Here is a 26421-nt window from a genome sequence, read left to right as displayed (position 1 = left end):
TCACTGAGCTTGTTTCAGACCGAGCCCGATCAAACCTGAATTGCCCCTCGATGTATCATTCAAATTGTACGCTGCCAAAGGACCAAAACCCAACAGGCCACCAATCTGTGGCCAAAAAACAGCTGTGAACCAAGCCACAGTCCCGTCAGTCAGATTCATGGCTGGGCCAGTTGTTCCCAGATTCTTTAAAATGATCTGGCAACCATGGGATTGGAGCTTGTCCCTGCAGATTGAGACCAAGCGGACCAGAAGCATCTATTCGTCCTCAAGAAGCTCAACACTGCGGAATTTCTTGCCTTCAAGCAACTCCAAACTGGCTCCTCCGCCCGTGGAAACATGAGAAACCTGATCAGAAAGGCCGAAATGATTAATCGCTGCGGCGGTGTCACCGCCACCAAGGACTGTGACAGCCCCCTGCTCTGTGGCGGCTGCACATGCTTCAGCGATCTGCCTCGTACCCACATCAAATGGTTCAATCTCATAAACGCCAACTGGACCATTCCAGAGCACCGTTCGGGCATGCCGCACACGATCGGTGTACCAACCAGCAGTTTCAGGCCCAATGTCTAATCCCATCCAACCGGCTTCAATTTCATCAGCAAAGACCTCGACTGATGTGCGTGGCTCAATTTCTTTGCCAGCCACATGGTCGCGTGGAAGCATGAGCTCTGTGGTACTTGCAGCCGCCGCATCAATCAGCAACTCTGCTTGGTCTAGCATCTCCTCTTCCACCAAACTTTCACCAACACCACGGCCAATGGCTTGCAAGAATGTGTAAGCCATGGCGCCACCGATCAGTACCACATCCACCTTTCCTAGCAGATTCCGAATGGCCATTAGTTTGTCAGAAACTTTAGCGCCGCCCAGGACCGCCACGAATGGTGAGGCAGCGTCCTCAAGTGCATCAGATAGAAACGCCAATTCTTGCTGCAGAAGGAAACCGGCCACGCGTGGCTGACTCTGCATGAGTTCAGGGACGCCTACCATCGAAGCATCGCTGCGGTGAGCGGTTCCGAATGCATTGTTGCAATAGATATCACCGAGCTTTGCGAGCTTTTCACTAAAAATACGAGAGCCGGCTTTCTCACCGCTATTAAAACGTAGATTCTCTAGAACGATCACACTACCCCGCTTGGCCGATGCGACTGCAGCGGCGGCTTCTGGCGAATCGCATGCCCCAGGTGCCATGGAAATACCAGCATCAGGCATCAGTTCCTTAAGGTGATCAACCACAATCTTCAGACTGAGCCCTGGCTCAGGCCCCGTTCCTGCTGGGCGTCCGAGGTGACTCATCAGAACACAAATACCACCACGGCTAATCACACTTCGAATGGACTCCACGGCCAAGCGGATACGTCGATCATCACTAATCTCGTGTTTACGATTGAGTGGCACATTGAAATCCACACGCATCAAGACGCGCTTATTGTCCACGTCTACTTGCTCAATCGTCTTCTTACGCTTGTATCCGGTCTTGCTCATTTCTAGTTCCTTCGCCCTTATCACTCTTGCATCAGATCAGGAATGATACGTCTGCCTGCACTGAACGGCCATGCCCCCTAGCATGGGCCAAATCATGGACCATCCACCAGCCATTCTCATTGCCGGTGCCACTGCCTCAGGGAAAACCCCTCTCGCGATCGCACTGGCTCAGCGTCTCTCGGGTGGAGGAGAGTGCCTCTGTGCTGATTCAATGCAAATCTACCGAGATATGAATATTGGCACCGCCAAACCCACCGAACAAGAACTTGCGGCAGCGCCGCATCATTTGCTGGATTTGGCTGATCCAAGAGATGCCACCTTTACAGTCGACCGCTGGCTAGACGCTGCTGAACCGTGTGTCAGTCAGGTCCGATCGCGCGGCCGATATCCGATCATTGTTGGTGGCACCAACCTCTACCTCCAGGCCTTTCTTTTTGGCCTTTGCGACGTGCCTAACCCAGATACAAGCATCCGGGTTGCACTGGAGCAAGACTCCAACGATCAACTACGTCAGAAGCTTCTTGCTGTCGATAAGGCTGCCGCTGAGCAGATTCATCCCAATGATCGCCGTCGCACTATTCGTGCACTAGAAGTTCACCAAACCACTGGACAACCAATTTCTAAGCTACAACAACAGTGGACCCAAGAACCACGCCGTGATGCGCTAATCTTGCGCCTCGAAGATGATGTTGAACCAACCAATCGCCGTATCAATCAACGTGTTGGACGGATGATGGAAATGGGCTTCTTGCAAGAAGTGGCTGGCTTACTTAATAACAATCAGTTGGGGCCAAGAGCGCGGGCGGCACTGGGTTACCAACAGCTTGCGGATCACCTCGAAGGAAAGGAATCCCTGGCTGAGGCCATTGAACAAATTAAGATCGCCACACGTCGTTTTGCAAAACAGCAGCGGACCTGGCTTCGTCGATTCTCAGCTTATCCACGCTCTGAATCCATAAAGATCACTGATATTTCGCCACAAGACGTTGAAGAACAAGCAGTTAAGATAATTAAGAAAGCTTCATTTAGCTGATTCCAAGGGCTTTTTTGATATCAAAAAGGACGTTTTCAGATCTCTTAAAAACACGATCTGGTAGAGAGCGCCTTGATCCAACAGGCCAGAGAGACTTATAAATCCTCCCCGCGTGATTCTTGAGGTGGGCCCGAAGGTCCACCGGTCGAGCCACATGATGGCAATGACCGATACCTCATTCCACACGCACCTTTGAGTGATGGAGGCCTATGGGCAAGCATCTGGTTATTGTTGAATCCCCCGCCAAAGCGAAGACCGTTAACCGGTATCTTGGCGATGACTATGTCGTGGCTGCTTCGGTTGGCCATGTGCGTGATCTACCCCCACGTTCACCGAAAGGTAAGAAACAACCAGTTCCAGGTGTTGATCTAGAGAACAATTTCAAGCCCTCCTATGAAGTGCTCTCTAAAAAGAAATCGGTGATCACCGAACTTAAGAAGCTGGCCAAAGAAACAGATGATGTCTGGTTTGCAACTGACCTTGATCGAGAAGGTGAAGCAATTGCATGGCATTTAGCAGAAGTCTTGGGTGTCGATCCCACCAAGGCCAAACGCGTTGTCTTCAACGCGATTACGAAATCAGAGATCCAGCGTGCCTTTGAAGAACCCCATGAATTGAACATGGCCCGTGTTAATGCACAGCAAGCGAGGCGCATTCTCGATCGGATTGTCGGATACCAAGTCTCACCACTTCTTTGGAAGAAGGTGGCTGTTGGTCTGTCTGCCGGTCGTGTGCAGTCTGTTGCTGTTCGAATTGTGGTCGAACGTGAACGTGAGATTGATGTTTTTGTTCCCGATGAAAAGTGGCGTGTTATTGGTCGCTTCGCGATGGATGATGCCGCTCGGCTCAAGCTGGCCTCCGCCTGGGATAAGTTCATGGCTGAGTCGGAGAGCCAAGTACAGCCAATGACCCAGCAGGTCCGCTGGTTGGCAGAACACGGCGCCCTCCATGGTGAGCTTGTCAGCCTTGATAACTCAAAGTTCGAACTTGGCTGCTCGGCAGAAAAGCCCGAAGACCTCAGCAAGAAAATTGAACAAGTCTCCGAGGCGATTGGCCTAACCAACATTGTGATTGATCGGACTGAGAACCCTGGGGGCAAGGGTCCCGCAGCCCATCTCACCAAGCTCACCGGAGATGTTGCTGATGGTGTGGCCTACCGCGTCAGCGACATTGATCAGAAACGAACCAAGAGCAAGCCGTCTCCGCCATTCATTACTTCAACCCTTCAAATGACGGCGGCCAATACATTGGGATATGGTCCCGATCGCACCATGCGATTAGCGCAGGCACTTTATGAAGGTATCAATGTACGTGGGGAAGGCCAGGTTGGCCTGATCACCTACATGCGTACTGACTCGACTCATATTTCAAAAGAAGCGATTGACCAAACACGGGGTTACATCCGAGCCAAGTTCGGTGAAACATACCTTCCCGATAAGCCGACCTTCTACAAGCAAAAGGCTGAACATGCACAAGAAGCGCATGAAGCGATTCGCCCTACTGACGTAGCGCGACATCCTGATGACTTGCCAGCTTCGGTCGACCAAGATCTACGCTCCCTCTATAAACTGATTTGGTCTCGATTTGTGGGTTGCCAGATGACTGCTGCTCAATGGGATGCCACATCGATCATGTTGGAGCGCACAGACAAGCCAACCGGCGCTACCTTTAAAGCCACAGGCCGTGTCCTCGCATTCGATGGCTTCTATAAAGCAGTTGGCATACCAAATAGTAGCGCTGACCCAACCCTACCAGCACTCAAAATCGACCAACCCGTGATGCCTTTCTCTATGCAGCCGGATCAACAGTTCAGCAGTCCACCGCCCCGCTACAGTGAAGCATCACTGATCAAAAAACTCGAGACTGAGGGGATTGGCCGCCCTTCTACTTATGCGTCAATCATTCGTGTCATCCAGGACCGTCGCTATGTGGACAAGGTCAACAAACGTTTCTTTGCCACAGATCTTGGTGAAGTCGTCACCGACAAGTTGATTGATGCCTTCCCCCGCCTGTTGGATGTGAGCTATACGCGCACTATGGAGGGATGGCTCGATGAAATTGCCGAAGAGCGAATGGCATGGACCACCATGTTGCAGGAGTTCTACGACCGTTTCTCAATCAAGCTGGCAGAAGCACATGAGACCATGGTGCATGCGAAAGCTGAAACACAGCCGGCACCCTATCAATGCCCAGAATGTGGGAGTCAGACACACTATCGCTTTGGTAAGAATGGACGGTTCCTTTCCTGCGCCGCCTATCCTGACTGTAAGTACGCCGCACCGACAGATCGTGAAGGATTACCACTGCTTCCAGAGCGGGTCGACATCGCATGCCCAGAAGATGGGTCGCCGATGATGTTGCGAACTGGTCGCTTCGGTAAGTTCTTAGCTTCGATGAATTACCCGGATATCAAGTTTGTATTGAATCTCGATCGAAAGGGTAATCTCAAACTTCCCTCACCACCGCCCATGGAAACCGATCTTGTCTGTGACAAATGCAGTTCCATCCTCTATCTGCGGAGTGGCAAACGCGGTCCATGGTTAGGATGTTCCACATTCCCGAAATGCAAGGGACGGGGCGCCTGGGCCAAACTTGAACCTGAGGTGCAAGAACGCTTGAGCAAAGCTTTAGATGCCCATGAAAAAGCTCATCCTCCTCCAATTGTGACAACACTTGATGGCGTACCGCTCGGAGATGCCACGCCATTAGAAGAGGTGCTCATGGCCAGCGAAGTGCAACAATTGGCAATTCATCCGGATGCCCCAAAACCATCTGAGGCTGTCTAAACATAAATCAAGGCTCATATTGGCCCATCAATCATTGGGTCCATACAATAAAAATATGAAACCGCGACGAGTAACGAGACAGATATCGATTGGTGATGAGCGAACAGGGATTGTTCGTATCGGTGGTGATGCACCGGTCTCAGTCCAGACCATGACCGCTGGATACACCTACGAAATTGATAAGTGCGTGGCAGAGATCAACCGCATGGCTGCCGCAGGTGCAGATATTGTCCGCGTCGCGGTGCCACAACGGAAAGACACCGAGGCACTCGCAAAGATCCTGCCTCAAGTCTCGGTACCAATTGTTGCTGATGTTCACTTTCATTTTAAACGTGCGCTTGAAGCCATTGATGCAGGCGTACATAAGATCCGGCTCAATCCGGGCAATATTTATGATCGTGATCAAGTCAATGCCGTCATCGATGCCTGTAAAGAGCGAGGCTTGCCGATTCGCATCGGAGTCAACGAAGGATCGATTATCGAACGCAAGGACAAGCAACAGCGAGCGCAAGAGCTTGGCAAGTTCTTTGCCGACCGCCGCCAAGGACATTTACTTGGACTCATGATTGCTAAACTCGAAGAGTACCTCGACATTTTTAAAGAACGGGACTTCCACGATGTATGCATCAGTGCGAAGTCGATGGATCCGCAACTGGTTATTGATGCCTATACCGAAATATCAGAACGCTTTGACTATCCACTGCATCTCGGCGTCACACATGCCGGCCCGAAAGAAACGGGGACCATTCGTAGTGTCGTTGCTCTGGGCTCACTGCTGGCCAATGGAATCGGAGACACCATTCGCATTAGCTATGCAAATGATCCTGTCTACGAAGTTGAAGATGGCCTGGAGATGCTCTACTGCCTTGGATTGCGAACGCGCGTCGGCGCTGAGCTGATTGCATGTCCGACTTGTGGTCGAATCCAGGTTGATTTATTCACACTCGTCCAAGATGTACGCAAAGTGCTCGCTGACGAAATTCACTTACCCATCAAAGTTGCTGTCATGGGTTGCATCGTGAATGGGCCTGGCGAAGCAGAGGGCGCGGACGTGGCTGTTTTCGCTGGTGATCGCCGCGGCATCATCTATGTGCAAGGCGAACGGGTCGCGAACGTTCCAGAAGAGGAAATCCTGGTACGTCTCAAGGAAGAAACGGTCCGATTCCAACAGGCCGTCATCGACGGCAAAGCCCACATTGGCGACAAGTCCGTTGAAATTGTGCCTCCCGATCCAATTGGCGAGCTGGGAAGTGGCCTGGAGAAGATTGCCGGCGGCAAAGTCGAAAAGATCACCATCGGTCAATCGAACCCAAGCGCATAAGAGACCCTCAAACAGCGCCTGTATCTTATGCACACCGTACTACTGCGACTCCATCTGCGACTTCGTCATGTCAAGCATGCGTTTCATCGCTACTCGAATCTGTGCCAACTCCATACGAGATAGAGCACTCTTATTCAGATCCACTTCCATCGCAATCAACCATTGTTTCTTGATGGGCTGGTAACAAAACCGCTCTTTGAGTCGCACAAGAAAATCTTGCATGTGTCCGGCTCCATATAAAATGGCCACCGATTTAACATCAGGCTCTTCACGAATGATCTCAGCCAGATCATCCATCACTGCCTCATTGCGATCATTGATAATCACTTCTGCAAAGCCCTCGCCCAAATAGTTCATGCTGGCCTCAATCATCGTCTCATCACTAAGTACCTCAATCATCATGACCTTTAGCGCATCAGTCACGCGCCCACCGGCCATGGCATCAAGCATTGGTATGGCCGCCAAAATTGTCTTCACAAACTTTGCCGGTAGTGATGAACCTGCCAACGTGTCTGCCAAAGAGTCGAGCTCAAAGCCACGCTCTTTCGCTCGACGGGCCAATCGATCAAAGGTCAGATCACTGCAACGCCATGAAAGGTTGTCGTAGGGCAGCGATTCAAGCTGGAAGGCCAGTCCCAGTGCATCAGCAAGACGACCTTGCAACCCATGATCACCCGATGTTGCTGGCGCCTGAATGTCTGAACTGTTTTTGAGCTGCAGATCTGCGGCTGAAGCATCACCACCACTGACACCATCACTACCAAGGCTGATGAGCTCCCATGGACTGTCCTGGGTAGCCGGCACATAGATCAACGGCTGCCCCCAGGCATCCACACTTGCTTCTTGCAGCCAGCGTTCCATCCGAGCATCAAGCTTTTTAATGCTCACGCCAAGCTCAGCCAGTGTCTTCGGTGACGCACCTTCCACTTGCTCAGACCACGCCAAAAGCGAGCCAACAAAGGCCATTGAAGCTTGGGTTGTTTCAATGCGCTGTTCTTCCGTCTCGCCACTGGGGCGATCTGCGCCTGCTGGCAGCACGGATTCGTAAAGCACGACCTCCGCAGATGACAGGATGTCATCGATTCCCTCGTAAAAAGATGCTTCGGCAATGTGTGCAACGCCAACAAGGAGCACTTCAGGGGCATCAGGCTGACAACTGGTCAGCGTTTGAACAGCCACCTCTAAAGCAATCAAGCCTTTCTCTGACTTCATGCGAAGGAATGCAGAATCGTCCGCTGCGTTTTGCTCGTCACCTGCCCAGCCAATGGAAACAACACTACAGAGCGTGAGAACGCCCACAATATTTTTGAAGATCATCATATCTCCCTTCGGAAGACGAAAAAAACAAACGATTGCTTGGCCTATTTCTTTGCCAATTCCGGTTCATGCGGTTGCCTTGGCTTGTCCCGTTCAATCGTAACCTCACGCCCACCAATTGCTTCACCTTGTTGCGCTGCTGCAATCAACATCTCCATACGGCCCAAGGCGCGATTGGAACATGAGCGATAAAGCATGTATGGAAAAAGTGTAATAAGAGCAATGATGAGACCTAATGCAGTGGTTAACAAAGCTGCTGCAATACCGCCCGCCACGTCCGCAGGATCTTGAAGTGTTGACTGCTCTCCGAGTAACTCAAAGGACTGGATAATTCCAATCACCGTTCCCAAAATGCCCAACAATGGTGCGGCTGTAATGATGGTTGATAAGACCACCATAAAACGATCAAGGCGAGGTCGCGATAACTCGATGACTTCAAGTGCAACGGCATCACTTGCGCCATTTTGATGCAGACTCTTTACCAAGTCACCATAAACAGAACGATCACCTTCAACGCTTCTGGCGGCACTTGCAGAATCACCTACTCTTAAGTCGCCAGAGAGACGAGCCAGTCGCGATGGGCGACTGCGAGCTGAAACGATGAGCCAGAAAACAGCCCGCTCAAAAATCAATGCAAGGCTAATCGCGCTAAGAATGAGCAGCGGTATCATGACGTACCCACCGCGCTCGATCAGCAAGGAGACGTCACTGGCAGGTGTGGTCAGGGCAATCATCATCTGTCATGATAACCAACAGCCTGTTCTATTGGTTGGTTATTGGTAGGAAATGGAGCCCTGCTCAGGCCCAGATTGGTCCAATGCCACTAACTGAACCGCCTAGTACTACAATCCCAATCATGAAATCAACCACGAAAGCACAGCCGCCAGCAGCAATGCACGCCATGATCGAAGCTGTGGATGCAGATCTACAGGCTCGTGTATCACGTCAGCCTCTGCCACCCAAGCTTGCAGAAGCAGTCCACTACGGTGTCTGCGGAGGCGGAAAACGCGTGCGGCCAGTGCTGGCACTCATGAGCTGTGAAGCTGTGGGCGGTGACATTGAAAAAGCCCGCTGCGCTGCCGCCGCTGTCGAGCTCATCCATTGTTTTAGCCTGATTCATGACGATCTGCCTGCACTAGACAATGATGAACTTCGACGCGGCCAACCAACACTTCATATTCGTTCGGGCGAAGCAATGGCAATCCTTGCTGGTGATGTGATGATGTCTTTAGCCCTGACGTGGCTCACTGAGGATGAGGCAGAAGATCGCACACGCTCTCTCTTGAGCAATGAACTGGCGGCAGCGACAACTGCCATGATTGTCGGGCAGGTGTATGACACCCTTGGCGGCGTTGATGAATCGCTCGATAAATTACATCAGCTGGAGGAGATCCATCGCAATAAAACGGGCGCTTTGATTCGGTGTGCCTGCCGCATGGGCGCCATTTGTGGTGATGCCGATGACGCACAATTGATGGCCATCACCCAGTATGGACAGGCCATGGGCCTGATGTTCCAGGTTGTTGATGACTTACTTGATGTGACCCAATCCACCGAGGTCATGGGAAAAGCGACCGGCAAAGATGAGACGGCAGGCAAAATGACCTACCCAGGTATTTTGGGTATCGATGCAACCCGCCAGACGATCGAAAAGCTGCGTCAGGAGGCCCTAGGGGCACTCAATCAGTTTGGACCAGAGGCAGAGGGCCTCCGCGATTTTTGTCGCTTTATGGCTATCCGAAGCCACTGACGGTACCCTATGGATCGTTTCGGCGGGCCTTGAGAACCGCTGAGGTGGGTCTGGCTAACGTGATGGGGGCTAGAATCACTCGTGCAGACCTATCTAAAAAGAACACTGAACTCTGCTAAACCAGGGCGCAATCAACCAGATCACTCGTACAACAAGCCAGTCGCCCTTACGTTTGCCGGGTAGATAAAAAGGCTGCTTGCCGAATGATCATCGATAACGACGCAGGATGCAACGCATGGATTTGAAGTATCTCCCATCCATTAAATCACCTGCGGACGTACGCGCTCTTAGCGTTGATGAATTACCAACGCTCGCTGCTGAAATTCGTCATGTGATTTGTGAACAGATCATGAAGAGCGGCGGTCACTTTGCACCCAACTTGGGTGTGGTTGAGCTGACCTTGGCACTGCACTACGTTTTCGACTTTTCCCATGACCGCCTCTTGTTTGATGTGGGGCACCAGTGCTACCCACACAAACTGATCACCGGCCGTTATGACTTACTACCAAGATTAAGACAGCGTGATGGTATGGGTGGATTCCCTGATCCACGCGAATCTGATTATGACTTGTTTATGGTTGGACATGCAGGCACGGCAATCTCCACTGCTGTTGGTATGGCCCGAGGCGATGTCGTCAGTGGTGAAGCGATTGCAGAAGATAATCCCGGCGGCCGACGTGTCGTCGCGATGGTCGGAGATGCGAGTATTGTCAATGGCATCGCAATGGAAGGCCTAAACAATGCTGGCACACTCAATCGTCAGCTTCTCGTCGTGTTGAACGACAACGGCATGAGTATTGCAAAGCCACAAGGTGCTGTGGCGGGCTACTTTGACCGAATGCGTGTTAATCGCACGTATCGAGGCATGAAAGAGTCAGCCAAAGACCTCGTAGCGAAGGTTCCTGGCGGCGAATGGATCGGCGAGATGTATCACCGTGCTGGCGAGGTCGTCAAAGATCTGGTCGCATCTGATTCGTGGTTCGAGAAGTTTGGATTATTAACCGTCGGACCCATTGACGGCCACGACTTACCATCCCTGATCGACACCCTGCTCATTGTCAAGAACTACAACAAACCATTGGTGCTGCATGCACACACCATTAAGGGCAAAGGCTTTGACTTCTCTGAGGTCGATGCCACAACGTTCCACGCACCAAAGCCCTTCTCAGTGAATGGGTGCCGAGTGGAACTTAAGTCATCAGGACGTAGCTTTACAACAGCATTTGCCGATGGCATGACCCGCTTAATGACAGAAGACAAACGTGTTGTTGCTGCGACGGCTGCGATGCCGACCGGTACTGGTATTTCACAGGTACTTGAACAATTCCCAGATCGAACTTGGGATACAGGCATCTGTGAATCTCATGCCATGGACATGATGGCTGGGATGGCGAAGACTGGTGCCCGTCCATTTTTCGCGGTGTACTCAACATTTGTTCAACGTGCATTCGATCAGGTATTCCAAGAAGTCGCACTCCAGGGACTTGCAGTGCGTTTGTGCCTCGACCGTGCGGGCCTGGTTGGAGGCGACGGCGCGGTACACCATGGCTTCTGTGATGTGAGCATTCTTCGTGTTTTCCCAGACGCCGCCATTCTGGCTGCAATGGATGAGCCAAGCTTGAATGCGGCACTGGACTTCATGCGTTTGTATGACGCTGGCCTTTCAGCCGTCCGCTATCCTCGTGACGATGTAAGTGATCGTATGCTAGGAACGGACTGCCCACCGTTTGAATTAGGAAGAGCCCGAGCTCTGGTGCAACATGAAATGCCCAATGCTGCAGTTCTCGCTTATGGAACAATGGCGATTTCGGCGCTTGACGCACTTGATGAACTATCTGACGACTATCTCATCGATGTTTACGATGCACGCTTTGCGAAGCCAGTCGATGAGGATCTCATTGAGAATCTCATCAGCCGTGGCATTCCGATCATCACCGTTGAGGATCATTCTGTCGTCGGTGGTTTTGGCACCTGTGTGCTCGAAGCAGCCAATCGGCGAGGCCTCGATTCCAGCAACATTACCCGCCTCGGACTTCCTGAGACCTGGATCTACCAGGGTGCTCGTAGTGAGCAAGTAGCGGAAGCAGGCATTGATGTTCCTGGTATCGCTCGCACAATCCGTCAGATCGTTGCGAATACCAAGAAACAGCCCAAGGTAGACGTACAAACAGCCACAGTGGCACGCGTACTTCACCGCTGATCCCTCCGGCCACAAACCATGGCACCAGTTTCTAGTGAGGCCGAGAACTCGTCAATACGCGTGTTGGTCATTGCCGAAGCAGCCAACCCTTCGATGGCAAGTGTGCCCCTCGTCGGATGGTCACATGCTCAGGCCCTGGCACGGATTGCTGACGTCCACCTGGTAACACAGGTCCGTAATAAAAAAGCAATTGAAGAGACTGGCTGGATTGATGGCCAAGAGTTTACGAGTATTGACTCTGAACGCATTGCTCGACCTTGTTGGAAGATTGCCGAGAAGTTGCGTGGCGGGCCCGGCAAAGGCTGGACACTTGTTACCGCCATGCAAGTCTTGCCCTACTTGTACTTCGAACGTTTGGTCTGGAAAAAGTTCCGCGACCGCATTAAGCAAGGTGCATACGACGTTGTCCATCGCATCACCCCCTTGTCTCCAGCGCTGCCCAGTACGCTCGCTAGGCGATGTCAAAAAGCGGGGGTTCCTTTTGTGATTGGACCACTCAACGGAGGCGTGCCATGGCCAAAAGGCTTTGGGGGAACAAGGCGTAAAGAGAAGGAGTGGCTTTCCTATTTAAGAGGTTCTCTGAAGTGGATGCCTGGATATCACAAGACACGTCGCAGTGCCTCTGGCATCATCATTGGCTCTCGCATCACATTGAATCAGCTGCCCCAGAAGTACCGATCAAAAGCTGTCTACATTCCTGAGAATGCTATTGATCCAAAGGTCTTCCCCCCCCGCTCAAACCATTCCATTGGACAACCACTCAGGATTGCTTCTCTTGGGCGTCTCGTACCACTCAAAGGGACTGACATGTTGCTTGAGGCATGCACTTCGTTGATGCAGAAAGGGGCTTTGACCTTAGACATTATTGGTGATGGTCCGGAACGAGCGCATCTCGAAAAAATAGCCCAGGACAATGGGGTGGCCGACTTCGTTACCTTCGCTGGCTGGATAGAACATGACCAGGTCAATCAACGTCTCTGCCAAGCCGACCTTCTCGGCTTTCCCAGCATTCGTGAATTTGGCGGCGGCGTGGCACTTGAAGCAATGGCCTTAGGGATCGTTCCACTTGTGATTGACTATGGTGGCCCTAGCGAACTGGTGACTGAAGAGACTGGTTTCAGAATACCGATGGACAACCGTGCTGCAATTGTGCAAAACATGAGATCAACGCTTGAGTCCGTTCTAGCGAATCCCCAAAGCTTAACCGCGATGGGCCAGGCCGCGGCCCATCGCGTGCAACAGGTTTTTACCTGGGACAAGAAGGCTCAACAGGTCTATGAAGTGTACCGATGGATTCTCGGTCATCGCAATGATAAACCAGACTTCGGTATTCCAATGCGAAGCGAACTTAGTGATGCAGGTCTTTGATTGCACCTTGATAGCGGCGATCAACCGGCATGACCAAGAGTGAGATTGCCTCAAACAGCCGATCAGAGATGCGCTGAAAACCGGGATAAAGTTCCGCGGTTTCTTTCATAAGCTGATCATGTGTCATGCCTGACTCATCTAACGCTTCTGGTTCTGAGACGGCCCACGCTTCAATCGATTCAGTGGTTACTTCCGGATGAAATTGAAAACAGTAGGTGCGCATACCCACAACAAAAGCCTGATTCTTACAACGCTCGCTTGAAGCCAACAACTGCGCGTCTGCTGGAAGCTCGCTCACTTCATCGCGATGCCACTGTAGTTGACTGGTCGTCCAACCAATTCCAGCAAAGACAGGGTCTGTTCGCCCCTGAGGCGTTAGTTTCAAGTCATGCCAACCGAGTTCATAACCACCAGGCATCCTGGAAACTTGCCCCCCCAGTGCGGTGGCCACTATTTGCGCCCCTAAGCAAAGACCGATGATGGGCAGCTGCGCCGCATGCGCCTGTCGTAATAGGTCCATCTGAGGCTCAAGCCAATCATTTGGTGTGGTCACCGAATGTGGTCCGCCACAAGTCACGATTCCATCAATTCCATCAATCGTGCTTGGTAGAGATTGATCGTGATCACCACGAACAATCCGGAGTTTATGACCATAGCCAATAAGCACTTGGCCAAGCCGTTGGATACCTGTTTCTGCGCTGTGTTCGATTACGAGAATTGCCATAGTGTGCCCAGGGTAGAACCCGCTGCGTCAGACAGCAAGCGATGATCAACCCACCGATGCATCCTTCTCGATCACGAAGGTCCCATCATGCCCATCAAGATACTCCTGGCGAAACTGCACCCGGCTAGAAAGGCCCAAGGCCCAGTCAAGCAACTTGACGACATTCATACGCCGAGCTGGACTGACCTTCACCGGATATCGAGGATGGGCTCGATTGGACAGAACATTGAAGACCACACCACATCGAGCATTTTCAAATGCCTTGCCGACAACGACCCGTAGCTGGCGTGGCGTAAAGGTGTTCAGTGACCCTGAGAAACAGATCCAGTCAGGCTGATGCGCTGCGAAGACTTGTGGTTCGCGTTCAAAATCAGCGACGACGAACTTGCTCTGCCGCAAATTCCGTTCAGTGGCTGTTTGCACCATACCCTCGAGGCCGTCGAGCCCAATGTAACCGCGAAAGTCCACTGCACAGTGAATCAAACGAGCGGCGAAGTCGCCAATACCACACCCGGCATCGATCACAATCTGATCCGTAAAATCGACCAGCTCCATCATGATGTCAAAGCGTTTGATCTGTGCCTGCGGTGAGGTCCACAGCGTTGCTTCAAAGCCCGGCCCAAATTCAGCGATCGCTTCTTGATAGGGCTTAAGTGTTTGTGAGGCACCTTTCGTGGCCATGCATTGGACTCCTGGCTCCATCCTCTCCATTTCCGGCTGTGTGTGCAAACAGGGCCCTTCTTTACATTTTGGGGCAGATTCGCAATGACCGCCCTCTTACAAAAACACAATGGCACCAGCTTTTCGCTTCAAGAAGGCTTTGAATCTAAAAATCGAGCCCTCCACCGATGCTCCATACGATGAGCAAATGCATCGATTAAGAAGACCCAGTAGATCACCGAACTGCCTGACGGCCAGCCTTGTCGCAATCCTGCTCTCGCTGGGGATTCGATCTCATGCCGATATTACTTTGCCCACCGAGCTTGATGACCAGAAGTTGAAGATCGCTATCGAAGCCTTGGTCAATAGCCTTCTTGAGCTGCGTCTCAACAATAACACCTGGGAGAATTCGCAAGACACAGGAACACAAGCCGGTGGCGATAGTGCCTTTGCACTTTTGGCGCTTTGCTTTTCTGGACAGAGCCATCAACACCAAGCATTGAAACCAGCACTTGATGCACTCTTATCAAGAAGTCTCCGAGGGACCTATGCCATTGCAGCTCGATGCCAATTACTTGCTCAGCTTCCAAATTCATATCAAAAACAAATGCAACAAGATGTCCACTGGCTAATCAAAACTTATGATCGCAAGAATAATGGTTGGGCCTACACGCGTGAGCAGAGGTCGGGCTACGTCGACATGTCATTGCGTCACTTCGGTGCTCTCGCATTATGGGAAGCATCTCGCCGTGGCGCCAAGATTCCAATTTGGCTTTGGGAATCGCTGGCAGAAGGAACATTGCAGTGGCAGCTTAACGATGGGTCATGGAATTACAAGAAGAATGGGCCTGGAACTGGATCGATGACAGCCGCAGGTTGCACTATCTTGTTGGTCATCCGCGACGTGCTAAGTGACAAGGCAATACGTCAACAGAAACATTTTTTCTCACAGCGCCTCAACAACTCAATTGACCGTGGTCTTACATGGCTTGATCAACACTACACTGTTGACACCAATCCCAACAAGGGAACCTACCGATCCTACTATCTCTATGCCTTGGAACGCGTGGCCTTACTGTCGGGAAGAAGGACGATTGGCTTACAAGATTGGTTTCGCCAAGGCGCCAGTGCATTACTCAATAACCTTGGCTCATTTTCAAATGATGGCCTCGCATTTTCGACGGATAAACACGCCCAATGGGGCCACAAGACGCGGCTGCGAGAGTACGCCTTTGCACTCTTGTTCTTGAGCCGCGGCAGTGCGCCGATAGCCATCGCCAAACTTCAAGATGAGTCGGTGGCATGGAATCTCAATCCAGGCGATGTACGACGTATGACCAGCGATCTATCAAGCACCCTTGAGGATCCCATGCATTGGCAGACAGTGGACATCAAATCAGATACTGAGGCCTGGCTTGAATCATCACTTCTGGTTGCATCAATGGATAAACCAAGCCATTGGATTCGCGCTGCCCAAGCAGTCGGCAAGTCCATGCCAGTCGATCCACACATGGAAGAGCAGCGAAAGAAAATTCAATACTTTTTGCAGCGCGGAGGATTGCTTCTTGTCATTGACCAGAGCCAGTCAGGTGAGATCCGCAAAGCCCTTTTGGAAAGTCTTGATGGACTTTATCCTGGCAGTGCATGGTCCACTCCCAGCACCAAGCACTGGCTATATACACAGCGGCATAAAATCAGCGGCAGCGCACTGCGCTGCTCGGCCCTGGAAAGTGGCGTCCGCACTTTGATCATTGTTGCCCGCGACGACGACCTTAATTGTGACATCGGCGGTAAAGCCGGCATTCGTGCAAGATACCTGGTTCGAAATCTCTATCTATATGCATCAGAGATGCATCAAACGAAAAGCCGTTTACATAAAAAGCCAGATGCAACGGGCGTCAAACTCCCGCGCCTGGTACACGTGCTCACAGTCAACCATCATGATGCCGAATCGAACTCTGAACCACTGGCAATGGAATACCACGCACATTTATCTAAACAACATTTTGGCCATACGATCATCATCAAAGAAATGATGCTCGAAGAACTTGCAGATTCTGACACAACATCTCTCGTGGTCGTGCGAGGCATCCAGCCACGTCCATTAAACACCGCAGAGTTGACCGCTCTGTCGCTCTTTACGCAACGCGGTGGGACGGTGCTATTCGAGACAGTCGGGGGGCAAGGCAGTTTTGCTCGTGCTACTGAAACAATGCTCGAACATGCCTGGAATAAGAGAGCAACCGTTCTGCCAAGAAATCATTTCATCAATCGCACGCTCAAAGAGACCGGGCATCTCCAACACCTTTACCGACCATCTTCACTCAACGCGGGCTTTGGAACCCGCAGCGCCACCTGCTCACTTCGTTGTTTCAAAGTGGGCGAACAAGAACGGGTTTTCTTTTCGAACGAAGATCTCTCTTTTGCATTACTTGACCAGAATCGAAGTGGTATCCATGGCTATACACACAATACCGCCCGCGCCATTCTTGAAACCCTTTTTGCCTATGCATACATGAAAAAGTAGTATGACTGCGAAATGAAACCACTTACCTCATACCTCGCATGGTGGACCGCATTAGTTGCAGTCATCATCGGTACCGTAATTGCTCTCATTGTCAGCTATTCAGACATCAATAATGATCAACAAAAAGTCCGTATCGTTGATGTGGACACACTCGAACTAGCAAACTCTCAAGATCCTCAATTACAACTACAGGCAATCACGGGACTCATTGAGCAATGGCGGCAGCTCGATAGTCAGCAACGCTGCCTGATTGCTTCCCATCTCTTGCAATCACAGAACAATGAAGTGCGGCACCAAGCGCTGACTGCACTTCTTGCACAACATGGACCCAATACAACTGAACTACCGCCATTGGCATGGGTCGCTGATGATGCAACTTTAGCAAGACGGCTCATCCTGGCTATGTACTGGACAGAAGCAAAACTGCACTGGCCAGAAAGCCAATCCGTACCTCAGCAATTAATCGATCTTGTTGACATAACTACTGGTCAACTTCTTGATCCACCCCAACCGAATACTTCAAATGACCTGCCAATAAATATTAGTGCCACATCTAGATCACCAAATATCTTGATCGCATTAGAAGCAGAACGGCTCAATACGCCCGAGCAAAATGAATCCTTGAGCAAGGCGTGGTTGGTTGACCTCAGTGATCACAAGAAAAAAACGGGGGCGTTATTAGCAGCGCTCACTAACAATAACCTAGAACAACTCCAGGAAGCTTTTCACCGTGAGAATAATCCCAGTGTGCTCGCTATTCAGTATCTCGCTTTGGCGATCGCAGGTATTGATGTCGAAGCAAACCCACCACTACCACCAGCAGATGAACTTGCTTGGCGCAGTATGCATCAACACTCAGAGGACACCCTTGATCTCAATATGCTAGCGATCGGACTCGCGCTCGGTGAATCCAGCTTCCTTGAAGCCCTCGTGAAGACCAAAACTGGTTCCTTAACAGAGCTAAGTGAACGGATACAACTGCTTCAACGGTTTACGCCATCAATGGCTCGCCGCATAAGTCCACCACCAACCACATCCAAAGCCCGCGTTCGTCGCTACCAAGCATCGTTAGTCGCACTGTTTGAGCTTTGCCTCAAGCAACTGGTCTTTAACCAAGAAACCCTTCAATTTGAGCTGATCGACCCGATCAAGCCAGATCCGGATAATCCATCAAAGTTCCAGCAGCTCAGCTATGATTGTCCAGGCAATGACAAAGAATCAACCATTCGATGAAGACGCCTTGGCCCTACGGACCTTGATGATGCCGCGCGATGTCAACGCCTATGGCACGATCTTCGGTGGTGTCATCATGGGACAGATGGACCTTGCGGCCCTTGTGCAAGCACGAAAGCATGCCTCGGTGCGCTGGGTAACCGTCGCCATGGATCGCGTTGAGTTCGTGGCGCCCGTCCATGTTGGCGATGCTGTCAACTATTTAACATCGACCCTTCGTACAGGCACCTCTTCGGTCTGCGTGAAAGTCAAAGTTGATGCTGAAAGAGGAGATGGCAGCGGCATCGCACGTGTGACTGAGGCTGAACTGACGATGGTCGCTGTCGATAACGATGGGCGCCCAACGCCTTTCCTCAATGCACAATCTCCTTCAGAGACGGGTTCATGACTGCGACATTCAATATTGCCACACTGATCAGTGGTACAGGTCGCACTGTGTTGAATCTCGCTGATCGAATCGAGTCTGATCAGCTTTCGATCAAAATTACATGTGTTGTCGCCTCACGCGAAGATGCGCCAGGTATCGCCCTCGCGCGACAACGTGGCCTGCTCGTACACAGCCCACCAGCAAATCTCAATGCAACAGAACGTGACTGCTGGGTACGCGATGTACTGGACCCAGACGTCATTGATCTCGTGTGCTTGTGTGGGTACCTAAGACCCTTCCCACTTATAGATCCATGGGAAGGCCGTGTGATCAATATTCATCCCGCACTCCTACCGGACTTTGGTGGCCAAGGCATGTATGGTTCTCGTGTCCATGAAGCTGTACTCGCTGCGGGCAAGGATGTATCGGGTTGCACCATTCACTTTGTGAATAATGAGTATGACACCGGACCAATCATCTTGCAGCGGCGCTGCTCAGTTCAAGAAAATGACACGCCTGCAACACTGGCCGCGCGGGTATTCGCCCTTGAATGCGAAGCCTATCCGGAAGCAATACAATTGATTGCCATGAAAAAAATTCGTTTGAATGACAAAAAGGTTGAGCATGACCCACCACAAATCGTCTAGCAGCGCCGTGATTGTGCTGATGATCGGCTTGTTCTTGGGCATGCTCTGCCCAACAGCTACCTTGATGGCGCAAACCGCTGATGAAGAAGTCTCTCAACAACCGGTGATCGATGCTTTTGCTCGAGGTGACTATCAGGGTGCATTAGTCATGCTCGACCAGCAGATTGCTGACGGTGGTACTGCATATCAGCTGTACTACAACAGAGCTTGTGCTCTTGCTCACCTTGAAAGACTGGACGAAGCAGAGGCATCTCTGATCGATGCTCTAAACGCTGGGTTCAATGACTTCACATACCTGCGATCAGATCCAGATCTTATCAATTTGCATAATCGAAGAACCTTCGAGTCTATCTTTGAGGCAGCTCGCCGCTTCGCGAAGGATGCTGCACGATCCGCGCAGGAAGGATGGCGACAACGTTTTGGAGAAGCTGGTTACCTATTTGAACAAGATGAGGATCGGCGTATTCACTACGCCACCGCGCTTGATGCGTATTCGCAAAGCCGCATGCGAGAGATGGTTGACGAGCTTTCTGACCACTCCATTCAACATCTATTCGATGCGCCACCTGATGACTACTTTCTCATTGCAATTCCGACACCGGAAGATTCCAAACTTTTCTTTAACGGCCAAGATCATGTTGGTGGAATCTACGAACATGGCCGTCGACGCCTTGTCGCGCGCACGGTTGGATCAAACCTGCGGCATGAAGTGATCCATGCTTTTCATTGGGGTCACATGGATCGCCTGAGGCAACGTCATCCTATCTGGATTCAAGAAGGTCTCGCCTGTCTCTATGAAGACTATGAAATCTCCGATGAGGGCCTTCTGACATTCATCCCAAATAAGCGCAACAATATTGCCGTGCGGCGAATGCGTTCCGGAACCCTCATGCCATGGAAAAAATTGTTTGCGATGGACATGAATGAGTTTATGACTTCCAACCAGGCACCACATCTTTATCCACAGGTCCGCTCGATCTTTGAATTCATCACTGATCAAGGCAAGCTTGATCAGTGGTATAAGGCTTATGTCAGTGGCTTCAAAGTCGATCCCACTGGACGCCTCGCCTTTGAGCAGGTCTTTGGACAACCAATGGCAAGCACCGAACGTGCCTGGAGACTATGGCTCGTCAATCGTCCTCTGATTCCAGATACCATCATTGAGGGACAAGCAGCCCTCGGCATCCGCTTCGGTCAACACACCACCAACGATGGGGTAAAGATCTCCAAAGTGCTGCGACGCTCCGCAGCAGCTCGAGCTGGACTACGACCGGGAGATGTGATCATGTCTGCAAATGATCAGCCGATACGAAGTACGGATGAATTAACAAGATTTATTGCTGATTGCCGGATTGGCGATGAGATCACCCTGGTCATTCGACGAGGAAATACATATGTCAATCAAATACTAGAGCTCATGCCTCTCAAATCATCCTCGGAGAGGCCCTAATGCCCTACAAGAGTAATTCTCAGCGGATGCTATGGAGCATGCCAGCTGTGGGCTATACTCTAATCAATGACGACCTAGGTTCGCCGCCCCTAGGCGCCCGGAAATCTCTATGACTCCAGCCCACGACCGTCGATCAAGTTCGCACTTCAAAAGGTTCTTTGTTCGCGGACTCGTCATTCTACTCCCCTCAGTCCTCACACTTTGGCTACTGGTGACTGCCTATCGCTTCATCGATTCTTCGATTGCGCAACCAATTAATAGCGGGGTGCGGATGGGCATTGTGAATACGCCCACCGTTTGGCCGTCTGTCACAGAGTCATGGGCGTTTGAACCGAATCAGCAGCAAATGTCAGATGGGAGGAAGGAAAAAGGGCTGGATTCCACTGACAAATCACAAGATCCGTTGATCCGTAAGGAATATCGTGAAAAGGCCGTCAACGCTTGGTGGAAAAGCCATTGGTATTTGAATTTCATTGGCATTGTGATCGCCATTTTGGCGGTCTACTTTGCAGGCCGGCTCCTGGGTGGATTCTTTGGTCGGCGGCTCTACCGACAGCTCGAAAAGCTGATTGAATCGGTACCAATCATTAAGCTGGTCTACCCCTACATTAAACAAGTGGTTGACTTTCTCTTCGGCGAAGACCAACCGATCAAGTTCAACCGAGTGGTTGCTGTTGAATACCCGCGCAAAGGTATCTGGGCAGTTGGCTTTCTCACTGGAAATACACTTCACACCATTAGTGCACATTCAGGCGAAGCAGTCACTGTCTTCATTCCAAGCTCACCAACGCCCTTTACGGGATACACCATTACGGTCCCTGCCAATGAGATCATTGAAATGCCATTGACTGTCGAGGAGGCGATCCGCTTTACCGTGAGCGGAGGGGTATTAATCCCAGGCCGAGAGGTGAGTTCAACCCCAGTTAATCAAGATGGAGATGCCGCCCCCCCACCCCAAGCAGAAGAACTGGCCAAGATGGCCACAGACAGCTCAAACTCGTTACCAATACCGGACAGCAATCCGGATGCAAAGCCCAAGGCCCCCTCGTCCTCAGTAGGGCCGCAGGTTTCACCAAAATCTCAAACTGGTGACTTGTTCGAGTCATGATCAAGGAAAGAGCACTATGCAAATAAAGCTGAGCAGCAAGCACATGGAACTGACGGAAGCGATCCAAGACTACGCCCGGAGAAAAGCCTCGAAACTAGACCGTTTTTTTGATCGCATCCAGCAAATCGAAGTAGTTATCGACCGAACGCGGAATGGCTACTATACAGAGATCATTACCGAAATAGAACACCATGATCCGATCGTTGCCCATGGAGATAATCTAGACCTCTATGCATCGATCGACCAAGGAATTGACCGCTCGCAACGACAACTAACAGATCACAAAAGTCGACTCAGAGACAACAAGCACTAATAGGACGAATGCAGAATATGAAGCTCCGAGAAATCGTCATCGAAGATGCCATCATCCCGAACATTGAATCAACTGAGAGAGACGTCGTCATCAGCACGATGATTGATGCCTTCGTCGCTGCGGACGCCGTAGATCCCAGCCTGCGTGATGACTTTATCAAGGCGGTCATTAAGCGAGAGAACCGTGGATCGACTGGATTCGGTCACGGCGTCGCGGTACCCCACGTCAAACACAAGGCTATTGAGAAAATGGCGGTGGCAATTGGCGTGAGTCATAAAGGTATTGACTTTAATTCGCTCGACCGACAACCCGTACATTCTGTTTTTCTTCTGCTCAGCCCCGAAGAACGACCTGAAGATCACCTTGATGCCATGGAAGCTATTTTCGGGCATCTGAGCCAGGACACCTTCCGTAGCTTTTTGCAGCAGGCTCATACCACGGCAGATATTCTCATGTTGATCGATGAGGCCGACTCACAAACGTCGGCACCATGATTCTTGATAGCAGTAGCAGATCAACATTTAGAAATCATCATTTCGCTCAAGCATCATTCCGTAAACACTTGTAATCGCAATGTATTTGTAGGATTCCGACCAGCGTGTCTGATACCGAAAAACGTTTCCTGACCATTTCCAACCGGCTTGGACTGCATGCCCGTCCCGCGACAGCATTAGCAGAATTAGCCGGTGGTTTTACTGCCGAAATCAAATTGCGACGGACGGATACTGATCACCAAGTAGATGCAAAGTCAATTATGCAACTGCTCATGCTTGCCGCAACTCGAGGAACAAAGTTGGAAGTTCTTGCGGATGGTCCAGATTCTTCCAAAGCCATCGATGCAATTACTGAACTCATCGAATCAAAATTTGGTGAGGAGTAATTACCCAATCTCTTCGGAATCAACTTCACGTAACATCAGTGCTCGCGCCCCTTCGAGTGGGTCAACGCCACCAAAGAGAACCTGATGAACAGCTTCTGTAATCGGCATCTCTACCGATATTTGAGAAGCCAACTGAGATACTGACTCTGTTGTTGAAACACCTTCGATAACTGAATTGGTGGAGGCATGAATCGATTCAAGAGATTCGCCACGGCCCAGACGCTCGCCACAAGTTCTGTTGCGTCCAAATGGGCTGAAACATGTTGTGGCCAGATCACCGACTCCAGCAATTCCAAAGAACGTCTCGACACGAGCGCCCATTGCAACGCCAAGTCGAGCGATTTCAGCAAGTCCACGAGCAAGCAGCGCCGACTTGGCGTTATCACCCAGCTGTAAACCATCGATCATGCCCGCAGCAAGTGCAATGATGTTCTTTGTCGCGCCAGCCAGTTCGACTCCAATAAGATCAGCTTGCTTGTAAACCCGAAGCCATTTGACAAGGAATGAAGCCTGGACAAAAGCAGCCACATCAGCATCTGCTGATGCTGCGACCAAGGTGGCTGGCTTATGCTCAGCGAGCTCTGAAGCAATGGTCGGGCCCGACAGAGCGCAGACCCGGGGGCGGCCTCCACCAGCACTGTCGACTGCCTGCTCAATAATCTCTGACGGTCGCAGGAGCGTCTGGATCTCAATTCCCTTAGAAACGCAAGCCACCGGCACACCAAGCGGGCAGTTGCCACCCACACGCTCCCAGACCGAGCGTACAAATTGGGTCGGAATAGCATTGACCACCAATTCAGCGCCTTGAAGCGCTGATGCATCATCGTCGACCACCTCGACCTTCTTGTCGAGCGTAAAATTGGGCAGTCGATCGCTAACCCGAGACTGAGAAAGAACTTCCGCTGTTTTCTTGACGGGACACCACATTCGCACATGCATGCCGTTTTCGATAAGGACATCACTGAGAACGAGTGCCATCTGACCATCACCGAGAATCGTTGCTTGCTGAGCCATAGTTGTTTCGTATTCCAAAAACCCCTGTTAGCCGATGTAGGCTACGCTGATGAATACCCAGGAGCTCATATTTGATAGGCTGCTATGCCGTTTACGAACCTCCCTTGCCATATTACCGTACCAAAGAATCGGTAATCTCTCCCTGGAATGTGGCCACGTTCTAATCGGGCATGATTTAACACCTGGAGCCAAAGATGTCTGATGTCACGATAGCGGGCGAACGTCAAGAGAAACCAGATGGGCTGGACGATCCAAACCTATTAGGAAGTGGAGCTGAGGGCGTTGAAAGACGTCTGCTTATTGCACTCGCTGGCGGCGTGCTACTGGCGGTCAGCTGGATCGCCTCACTACTGGGCGACAATCAGCAAATTTCACAGATCCCAGCCATTATTGGGTCCATCATTCTGATGATTCCCCTTCTGATTGGGGCATGGCGGGAAATTACCACCTCAAGACCATCCAGTGATGCATTAGCATCACTCGCTGTACTGGCGGCTTTCGCAAGTGGCTTGTACCTCGCAGCAGGTTTCATCGCACTGTTTCTTTGGATGGCAAACCTTATTCTGAGCCGTACTGCCTGGGGCGCCCAGCGCGCTATTCGAGACTTGCTGGATCTCACACCTGATATTGCGCGTCGCGTCAGTGATTCTGTCGAACAAGAAGTTTCTTTGTCAGAAATCCAAGTTGGAAACATTGTGCGTGTGCGGCCTGGTGAAAACCTTCCCGTCGATGGTGTGATCACCAATGGATTAAGCAACATTAACCAAGCTTCACTGACCGGAGAAGCGGTACCGATCCAAGCAGAGGTGGGTACCGAGGTCTATGCCGGCACAGCGAATATGACGGGACAAATCGATATCAAGGTGACAGCCGTTGCTGGCGATACCACGATCGGCAAGGTTGAAGCGCTGATACGTGAAGCAGAGTCTTCCAAGACACAACGCCAGGAACTCATCGAACAACTCTCGAGCTACTACGCGCCAATCGTGTTAATGGTTGCGGGACTTGTCTGGTGGTTCACGATGCAAAGCTCAGATCCAGTCGTGAAAGATCAAGCAGCTGTACGTGCTATTACAGTCTTAGTCGTCACCTGCCCGGGCGCCTTGCTCATTGCATATCCTACGGCCATGGTTGCTGCCTTCGCTGCAGCTGCTCGGCTTGGCATCATGATTAAACAAACTCGTACACTTGAGGCCGCTGGCGTCATCGACACTGTCGTACTAGACAAAACCGGCACGCTCACCACAGGAAAATTTGCTGTAAGCAGACTCGCACCTGCTGAAGGTATTGAAGGTGGCGAGCTTCTCCAAGCAGCTGCAGATAGCGAGCAACACTCAAACCACCCATTAGCAAGATCGATACTTGAAACAGCCGAAAAAGCACGAATGACACCGCGCGTCATTGAGCAGTACGAGGAAGTCCATGGGCGAGGCGTCATTGCACATGCCAGTGATGGAGATATCCATGCTGGCCGACCCGATTGGATTAGCGAAATGGCTCCAACAGCCAGTAGTGAAGTGACTGCGATTGAATCGAAAATCGAAGGCATGTCAGGTGTGCACGTACTCAAAGGTGGACGCTATCTCGGTGCCGTTGGGCTAGAAGATAGACTTCGCCGCAGTGCACCTGAGGTCGTTGCTGATCTACGCAAGCATGGCGTCCGACGCGTATGCATCTTTACTGGTGACAGACTTGCTGTTGCGAAGCGTGTTGGTAAGGCCGTTGGGGTCGACTCGATTGAAGCCCAATGCCTGCCTGAAGAAAAACACCAGGAGTTACGTTACTTGATCGACAAAGGCCATCGCACATTGGTCGTTGGCGATGGCATCAATGATGGACCAATCCTCGCATCAGCGGATGTTGGTGTGGCCATGGGCCTCTCTGGTTCTGATATCGCCACGAACTCAGCAGGTGTTGCCCTTATGAATGATGACCTGCGACATATCCCCTTCCTCATCGCACTGGCTCGGAAGACCCGGTCAATTGTCGGCCAGAATATTGCCGCTGCCCTCGTGATGGCAGTCGTGGGCCTCGCGCTCGCAGCAACTGGAATTTTCCAGTTCTTCGGTGGTATCTACATCACGCCGTTTTACTACGCGCTGGGATATATCTTCGTCATACTGAACTCATTGCGACTCGTCCGCTACGGCGAGGAGTATGCAGAGCACGAGGGCGCCCGTCGACGCATTGAAGCTTCGCGCATTGCGAAACCCAGTCGGTCTGTGGCTTAACTCTTCTCGC

General features: G+C 51.3%; 22 protein-coding genes. 16 read left to right on the top strand and 6 right to left on the bottom strand.

From position 1 onward, the window contains the following. Positions 1 to 255: 255 nt before the first annotated feature. The gene (locus P8J86_06865; GenBank protein MDG2054411.1) at positions 256 to 1482 is read right to left on the bottom strand and encodes a phosphoglycerate kinase; all 1227 of its coding nucleotides are present in this window, start codon (positions 1480 to 1482) and stop codon (positions 256 to 258) included. A 94-nt stretch (positions 1483 to 1576) separates the two neighbouring features. Here P8J86_06865 and miaA point away from each other — a divergent pair, with 94 nt between their 5' ends. From miaA to ispG, 3 genes are all read left to right on the top strand, one after another. After that, positions 1577 to 2515, top strand: coding sequence for a tRNA (adenosine(37)-N6)-dimethylallyltransferase MiaA (miaA, locus tag P8J86_06860; GenBank protein MDG2054410.1), 939 nt, complete (start codon positions 1577 to 1579; stop codon positions 2513 to 2515). Positions 2516 to 2724: 209 nt separating this feature from the next. After that, positions 2725 to 5301 (top strand): type I DNA topoisomerase, encoded by a 2577-nt coding sequence (gene topA, locus P8J86_06855; GenBank protein ID MDG2054409.1) that lies wholly within the window; start codon positions 2725 to 2727, stop codon positions 5299 to 5301. Between the two features lie 55 nt (positions 5302 to 5356). After that, positions 5357 to 6622: a flavodoxin-dependent (E)-4-hydroxy-3-methylbut-2-enyl-diphosphate synthase gene (ispG, locus tag P8J86_06850; protein ID MDG2054408.1), complete on the top strand. Its 1266-nt coding sequence runs from the start codon at positions 5357 to 5359 to the stop codon at positions 6620 to 6622. A gap of 39 nt (positions 6623 to 6661) precedes the next feature. On the opposite strand, the gene P8J86_06845 is transcribed toward ispG, so the two are convergent. Both P8J86_06845 and P8J86_06840 read right to left on the bottom strand, forming a co-directional pair. Continuing rightward, complete coding sequence (locus tag P8J86_06845) at positions 6662 to 7942, bottom strand: type II secretion system protein GspG (protein ID MDG2054407.1); 1281 nt, start codon at positions 7940 to 7942, stop codon at positions 6662 to 6664. 41 nt (positions 7943 to 7983) lie between these two features. Beyond that, complete coding sequence (locus P8J86_06840) at positions 7984 to 8676, bottom strand: MotA/TolQ/ExbB proton channel family protein (protein ID MDG2054406.1); 693 nt, start codon at positions 8674 to 8676, stop codon at positions 7984 to 7986. Between the two features lie 119 nt (positions 8677 to 8795). Between P8J86_06840 and P8J86_06835 the strand changes: the two genes are divergently transcribed. The 3 genes from P8J86_06835 to P8J86_06825 all read left to right on the top strand — a co-directional run bounded on the left by P8J86_06835 (position 8796) and on the right by P8J86_06825 (position 13257). After that, positions 8796 to 9689: a polyprenyl synthetase family protein gene (locus P8J86_06835; protein MDG2054405.1), complete on the top strand. Its 894-nt coding sequence runs from the start codon at positions 8796 to 8798 to the stop codon at positions 9687 to 9689. 235 nt (positions 9690 to 9924) lie between these two features. Next, entirely contained in the window at positions 9925 to 11889 is a 1965-nt protein-coding gene (dxs, locus tag P8J86_06830; GenBank protein MDG2054404.1) for a 1-deoxy-D-xylulose-5-phosphate synthase, read from the top strand. 18 nt (positions 11890 to 11907) lie between these two features. Beyond that, positions 11908 to 13257, top strand: a complete 1350-nt coding sequence (locus P8J86_06825) for a glycosyltransferase family 4 protein (protein ID MDG2054403.1) — start codon at positions 11908 to 11910, stop codon at positions 13255 to 13257. Here the strand turns inward: P8J86_06825 and P8J86_06820 are convergent. Next, a complete protein-coding gene (locus P8J86_06820; GenBank protein MDG2054402.1) occupies positions 13238 to 13981 on the bottom strand; it encodes a type 1 glutamine amidotransferase in 744 nt (247 codons plus the stop codon). The genes P8J86_06825 and P8J86_06820 overlap by 20 nt on opposite strands. A 45-nt stretch (positions 13982 to 14026) precedes the next feature. Then, complete coding sequence (locus P8J86_06815; protein ID MDG2054401.1) at positions 14027 to 14662, bottom strand: class I SAM-dependent methyltransferase; 636 nt, start codon at positions 14660 to 14662, stop codon at positions 14027 to 14029. A gap of 109 nt (positions 14663 to 14771) precedes the next feature. Here P8J86_06815 and P8J86_06810 point away from each other — a divergent pair, with 109 nt between their 5' ends. The 9 genes from P8J86_06810 to P8J86_06770 all read left to right on the top strand — a co-directional run bounded on the left by P8J86_06810 (position 14772) and on the right by P8J86_06770 (position 23166). After that, complete coding sequence (locus tag P8J86_06810; GenBank protein MDG2054400.1) at positions 14772 to 17168, top strand: hypothetical protein; 2397 nt, start codon at positions 14772 to 14774, stop codon at positions 17166 to 17168. 12 nt (positions 17169 to 17180) lie between these two features. Continuing rightward, positions 17181 to 18401: a hypothetical protein gene (locus P8J86_06805; GenBank protein MDG2054399.1), complete on the top strand. Its 1221-nt coding sequence runs from the start codon at positions 17181 to 17183 to the stop codon at positions 18399 to 18401. Beyond that, complete coding sequence (locus P8J86_06800) at positions 18376 to 18789, top strand: acyl-CoA thioesterase (protein MDG2054398.1); 414 nt, start codon at positions 18376 to 18378, stop codon at positions 18787 to 18789. The genes P8J86_06805 and P8J86_06800 overlap by 26 nt, the downstream gene beginning before the upstream one ends. Next, a complete protein-coding gene (locus tag P8J86_06795) occupies positions 18786 to 19415 on the top strand; it encodes a phosphoribosylglycinamide formyltransferase (GenBank protein MDG2054397.1) in 630 nt (209 codons plus the stop codon). The genes P8J86_06800 and P8J86_06795 overlap by 4 nt, the downstream gene beginning before the upstream one ends. Further along, positions 19393 to 20865, top strand: a complete 1473-nt coding sequence (locus P8J86_06790) for a PDZ domain-containing protein (GenBank protein ID MDG2054396.1) — start codon at positions 19393 to 19395, stop codon at positions 20863 to 20865. The genes P8J86_06795 and P8J86_06790 overlap by 23 nt, the downstream gene beginning before the upstream one ends. A gap of 109 nt (positions 20866 to 20974) precedes the next feature. After that, on the top strand, positions 20975 to 21973 hold the full coding sequence (locus tag P8J86_06785) for a DUF502 domain-containing protein (GenBank protein ID MDG2054395.1): 999 nt from the start codon (positions 20975 to 20977) through the stop codon (positions 21971 to 21973). Between the two features lie 16 nt (positions 21974 to 21989). Continuing rightward, on the top strand, positions 21990 to 22286 hold the full coding sequence (raiA, locus tag P8J86_06780) for a ribosome-associated translation inhibitor RaiA (protein MDG2054394.1): 297 nt from the start codon (positions 21990 to 21992) through the stop codon (positions 22284 to 22286). 17 nt (positions 22287 to 22303) lie between these two features. Continuing rightward, positions 22304 to 22780 carry a PTS sugar transporter subunit IIA gene (locus P8J86_06775; GenBank protein ID MDG2054393.1) on the top strand — a complete coding sequence of 159 codons (477 nt, stop codon included), beginning with the start codon at positions 22304 to 22306 and terminating at the stop codon, positions 22778 to 22780. 104 nt (positions 22781 to 22884) lie between these two features. After that, on the top strand, positions 22885 to 23166 hold the full coding sequence (locus tag P8J86_06770) for an HPr family phosphocarrier protein (protein ID MDG2054392.1): 282 nt from the start codon (positions 22885 to 22887) through the stop codon (positions 23164 to 23166). On the opposite strand, the gene P8J86_06765 is transcribed toward P8J86_06770, so the two are convergent. Continuing rightward, positions 23167 to 24180 carry an NAD(P)-dependent glycerol-3-phosphate dehydrogenase gene (locus P8J86_06765; GenBank protein ID MDG2054391.1) on the bottom strand — a complete coding sequence of 338 codons (1014 nt, stop codon included), beginning with the start codon at positions 24178 to 24180 and terminating at the stop codon, positions 23167 to 23169. A gap of 194 nt (positions 24181 to 24374) precedes the next feature. Here P8J86_06765 and P8J86_06760 point away from each other — a divergent pair, with 194 nt between their 5' ends. After that, positions 24375 to 26411 (top strand): cation-translocating P-type ATPase, encoded by a 2037-nt coding sequence (locus P8J86_06760; GenBank protein ID MDG2054390.1) that lies wholly within the window; start codon positions 24375 to 24377, stop codon positions 26409 to 26411. Positions 26412 to 26421 lie beyond the last annotated feature (10 nt).

The sequence above is a fragment of the Phycisphaerales bacterium genome (genome assembly GCA_029268515.1).
Lineage (GTDB): Bacteria > Planctomycetota > Phycisphaerae > Phycisphaerales > SM1A02 > JAQWNP01.
This window is presented reverse-complemented; position numbering and strand designations above follow the sequence as displayed.

What these genes read in the sequence shown, in the direction of transcription:
- P8J86_06825 (MDG2054403.1), top strand. Translation starts at nt 11,908, where the DNA reads ATGGCACCAGTTTCTAGTGAGGCCGAGAACTCGTCAATACGCGTGTTG.
- P8J86_06840 (MDG2054406.1), bottom strand. Translation starts at nt 8,676, where the DNA reads ATGATGATTGCCCTGACCACACCTGCCAGTGACGTCTCCTTGCTGATC.
- P8J86_06820 (MDG2054402.1), bottom strand. Translation starts at nt 13,981, where the DNA reads ATGGCAATTCTCGTAATCGAACACAGCGCAGAAACAGGTATCCAACGG.
- topA (MDG2054409.1), top strand. Translation starts at nt 2,725, where the DNA reads ATGGGCAAGCATCTGGTTATTGTTGAATCCCCCGCCAAAGCGAAGACC.
- P8J86_06785 (MDG2054395.1), top strand. Translation starts at nt 20,975, where the DNA reads ATGACTCCAGCCCACGACCGTCGATCAAGTTCGCACTTCAAAAGGTTC.
- P8J86_06805 (MDG2054399.1), top strand. Translation starts at nt 17,181, where the DNA reads ATGAAACCACTTACCTCATACCTCGCATGGTGGACCGCATTAGTTGCA.
- P8J86_06760 (MDG2054390.1), top strand. Translation starts at nt 24,375, where the DNA reads ATGTCTGATGTCACGATAGCGGGCGAACGTCAAGAGAAACCAGATGGG.
- P8J86_06775 (MDG2054393.1), top strand. Translation starts at nt 22,304, where the DNA reads ATGAAGCTCCGAGAAATCGTCATCGAAGATGCCATCATCCCGAACATT.
- dxs (MDG2054404.1), top strand. Translation starts at nt 9,925, where the DNA reads ATGGATTTGAAGTATCTCCCATCCATTAAATCACCTGCGGACGTACGC.
- P8J86_06790 (MDG2054396.1), top strand. Translation starts at nt 19,393, where the DNA reads ATGACCCACCACAAATCGTCTAGCAGCGCCGTGATTGTGCTGATGATC.
- miaA (MDG2054410.1), top strand. Translation starts at nt 1,577, where the DNA reads ATGGACCATCCACCAGCCATTCTCATTGCCGGTGCCACTGCCTCAGGG.
- P8J86_06765 (MDG2054391.1), bottom strand. Translation starts at nt 24,180, where the DNA reads ATGGCTCAGCAAGCAACGATTCTCGGTGATGGTCAGATGGCACTCGTT.
- P8J86_06865 (MDG2054411.1), bottom strand. Translation starts at nt 1,482, where the DNA reads ATGAGCAAGACCGGATACAAGCGTAAGAAGACGATTGAGCAAGTAGAC.
- P8J86_06815 (MDG2054401.1), bottom strand. Translation starts at nt 14,662, where the DNA reads ATGGCCACGAAAGGTGCCTCACAAACACTTAAGCCCTATCAAGAAGCG.
- P8J86_06810 (MDG2054400.1), top strand. Translation starts at nt 14,772, where the DNA reads ATGGCACCAGCTTTTCGCTTCAAGAAGGCTTTGAATCTAAAAATCGAG.
- raiA (MDG2054394.1), top strand. Translation starts at nt 21,990, where the DNA reads ATGCAAATAAAGCTGAGCAGCAAGCACATGGAACTGACGGAAGCGATC.
- P8J86_06795 (MDG2054397.1), top strand. Translation starts at nt 18,786, where the DNA reads ATGACTGCGACATTCAATATTGCCACACTGATCAGTGGTACAGGTCGC.
- P8J86_06835 (MDG2054405.1), top strand. Translation starts at nt 8,796, where the DNA reads ATGAAATCAACCACGAAAGCACAGCCGCCAGCAGCAATGCACGCCATG.
- ispG (MDG2054408.1), top strand. Translation starts at nt 5,357, where the DNA reads ATGAAACCGCGACGAGTAACGAGACAGATATCGATTGGTGATGAGCGA.
- P8J86_06845 (MDG2054407.1), bottom strand. Translation starts at nt 7,942, where the DNA reads ATGATGATCTTCAAAAATATTGTGGGCGTTCTCACGCTCTGTAGTGTT.
- P8J86_06800 (MDG2054398.1), top strand. Translation starts at nt 18,376, where the DNA reads ATGACAAAGAATCAACCATTCGATGAAGACGCCTTGGCCCTACGGACC.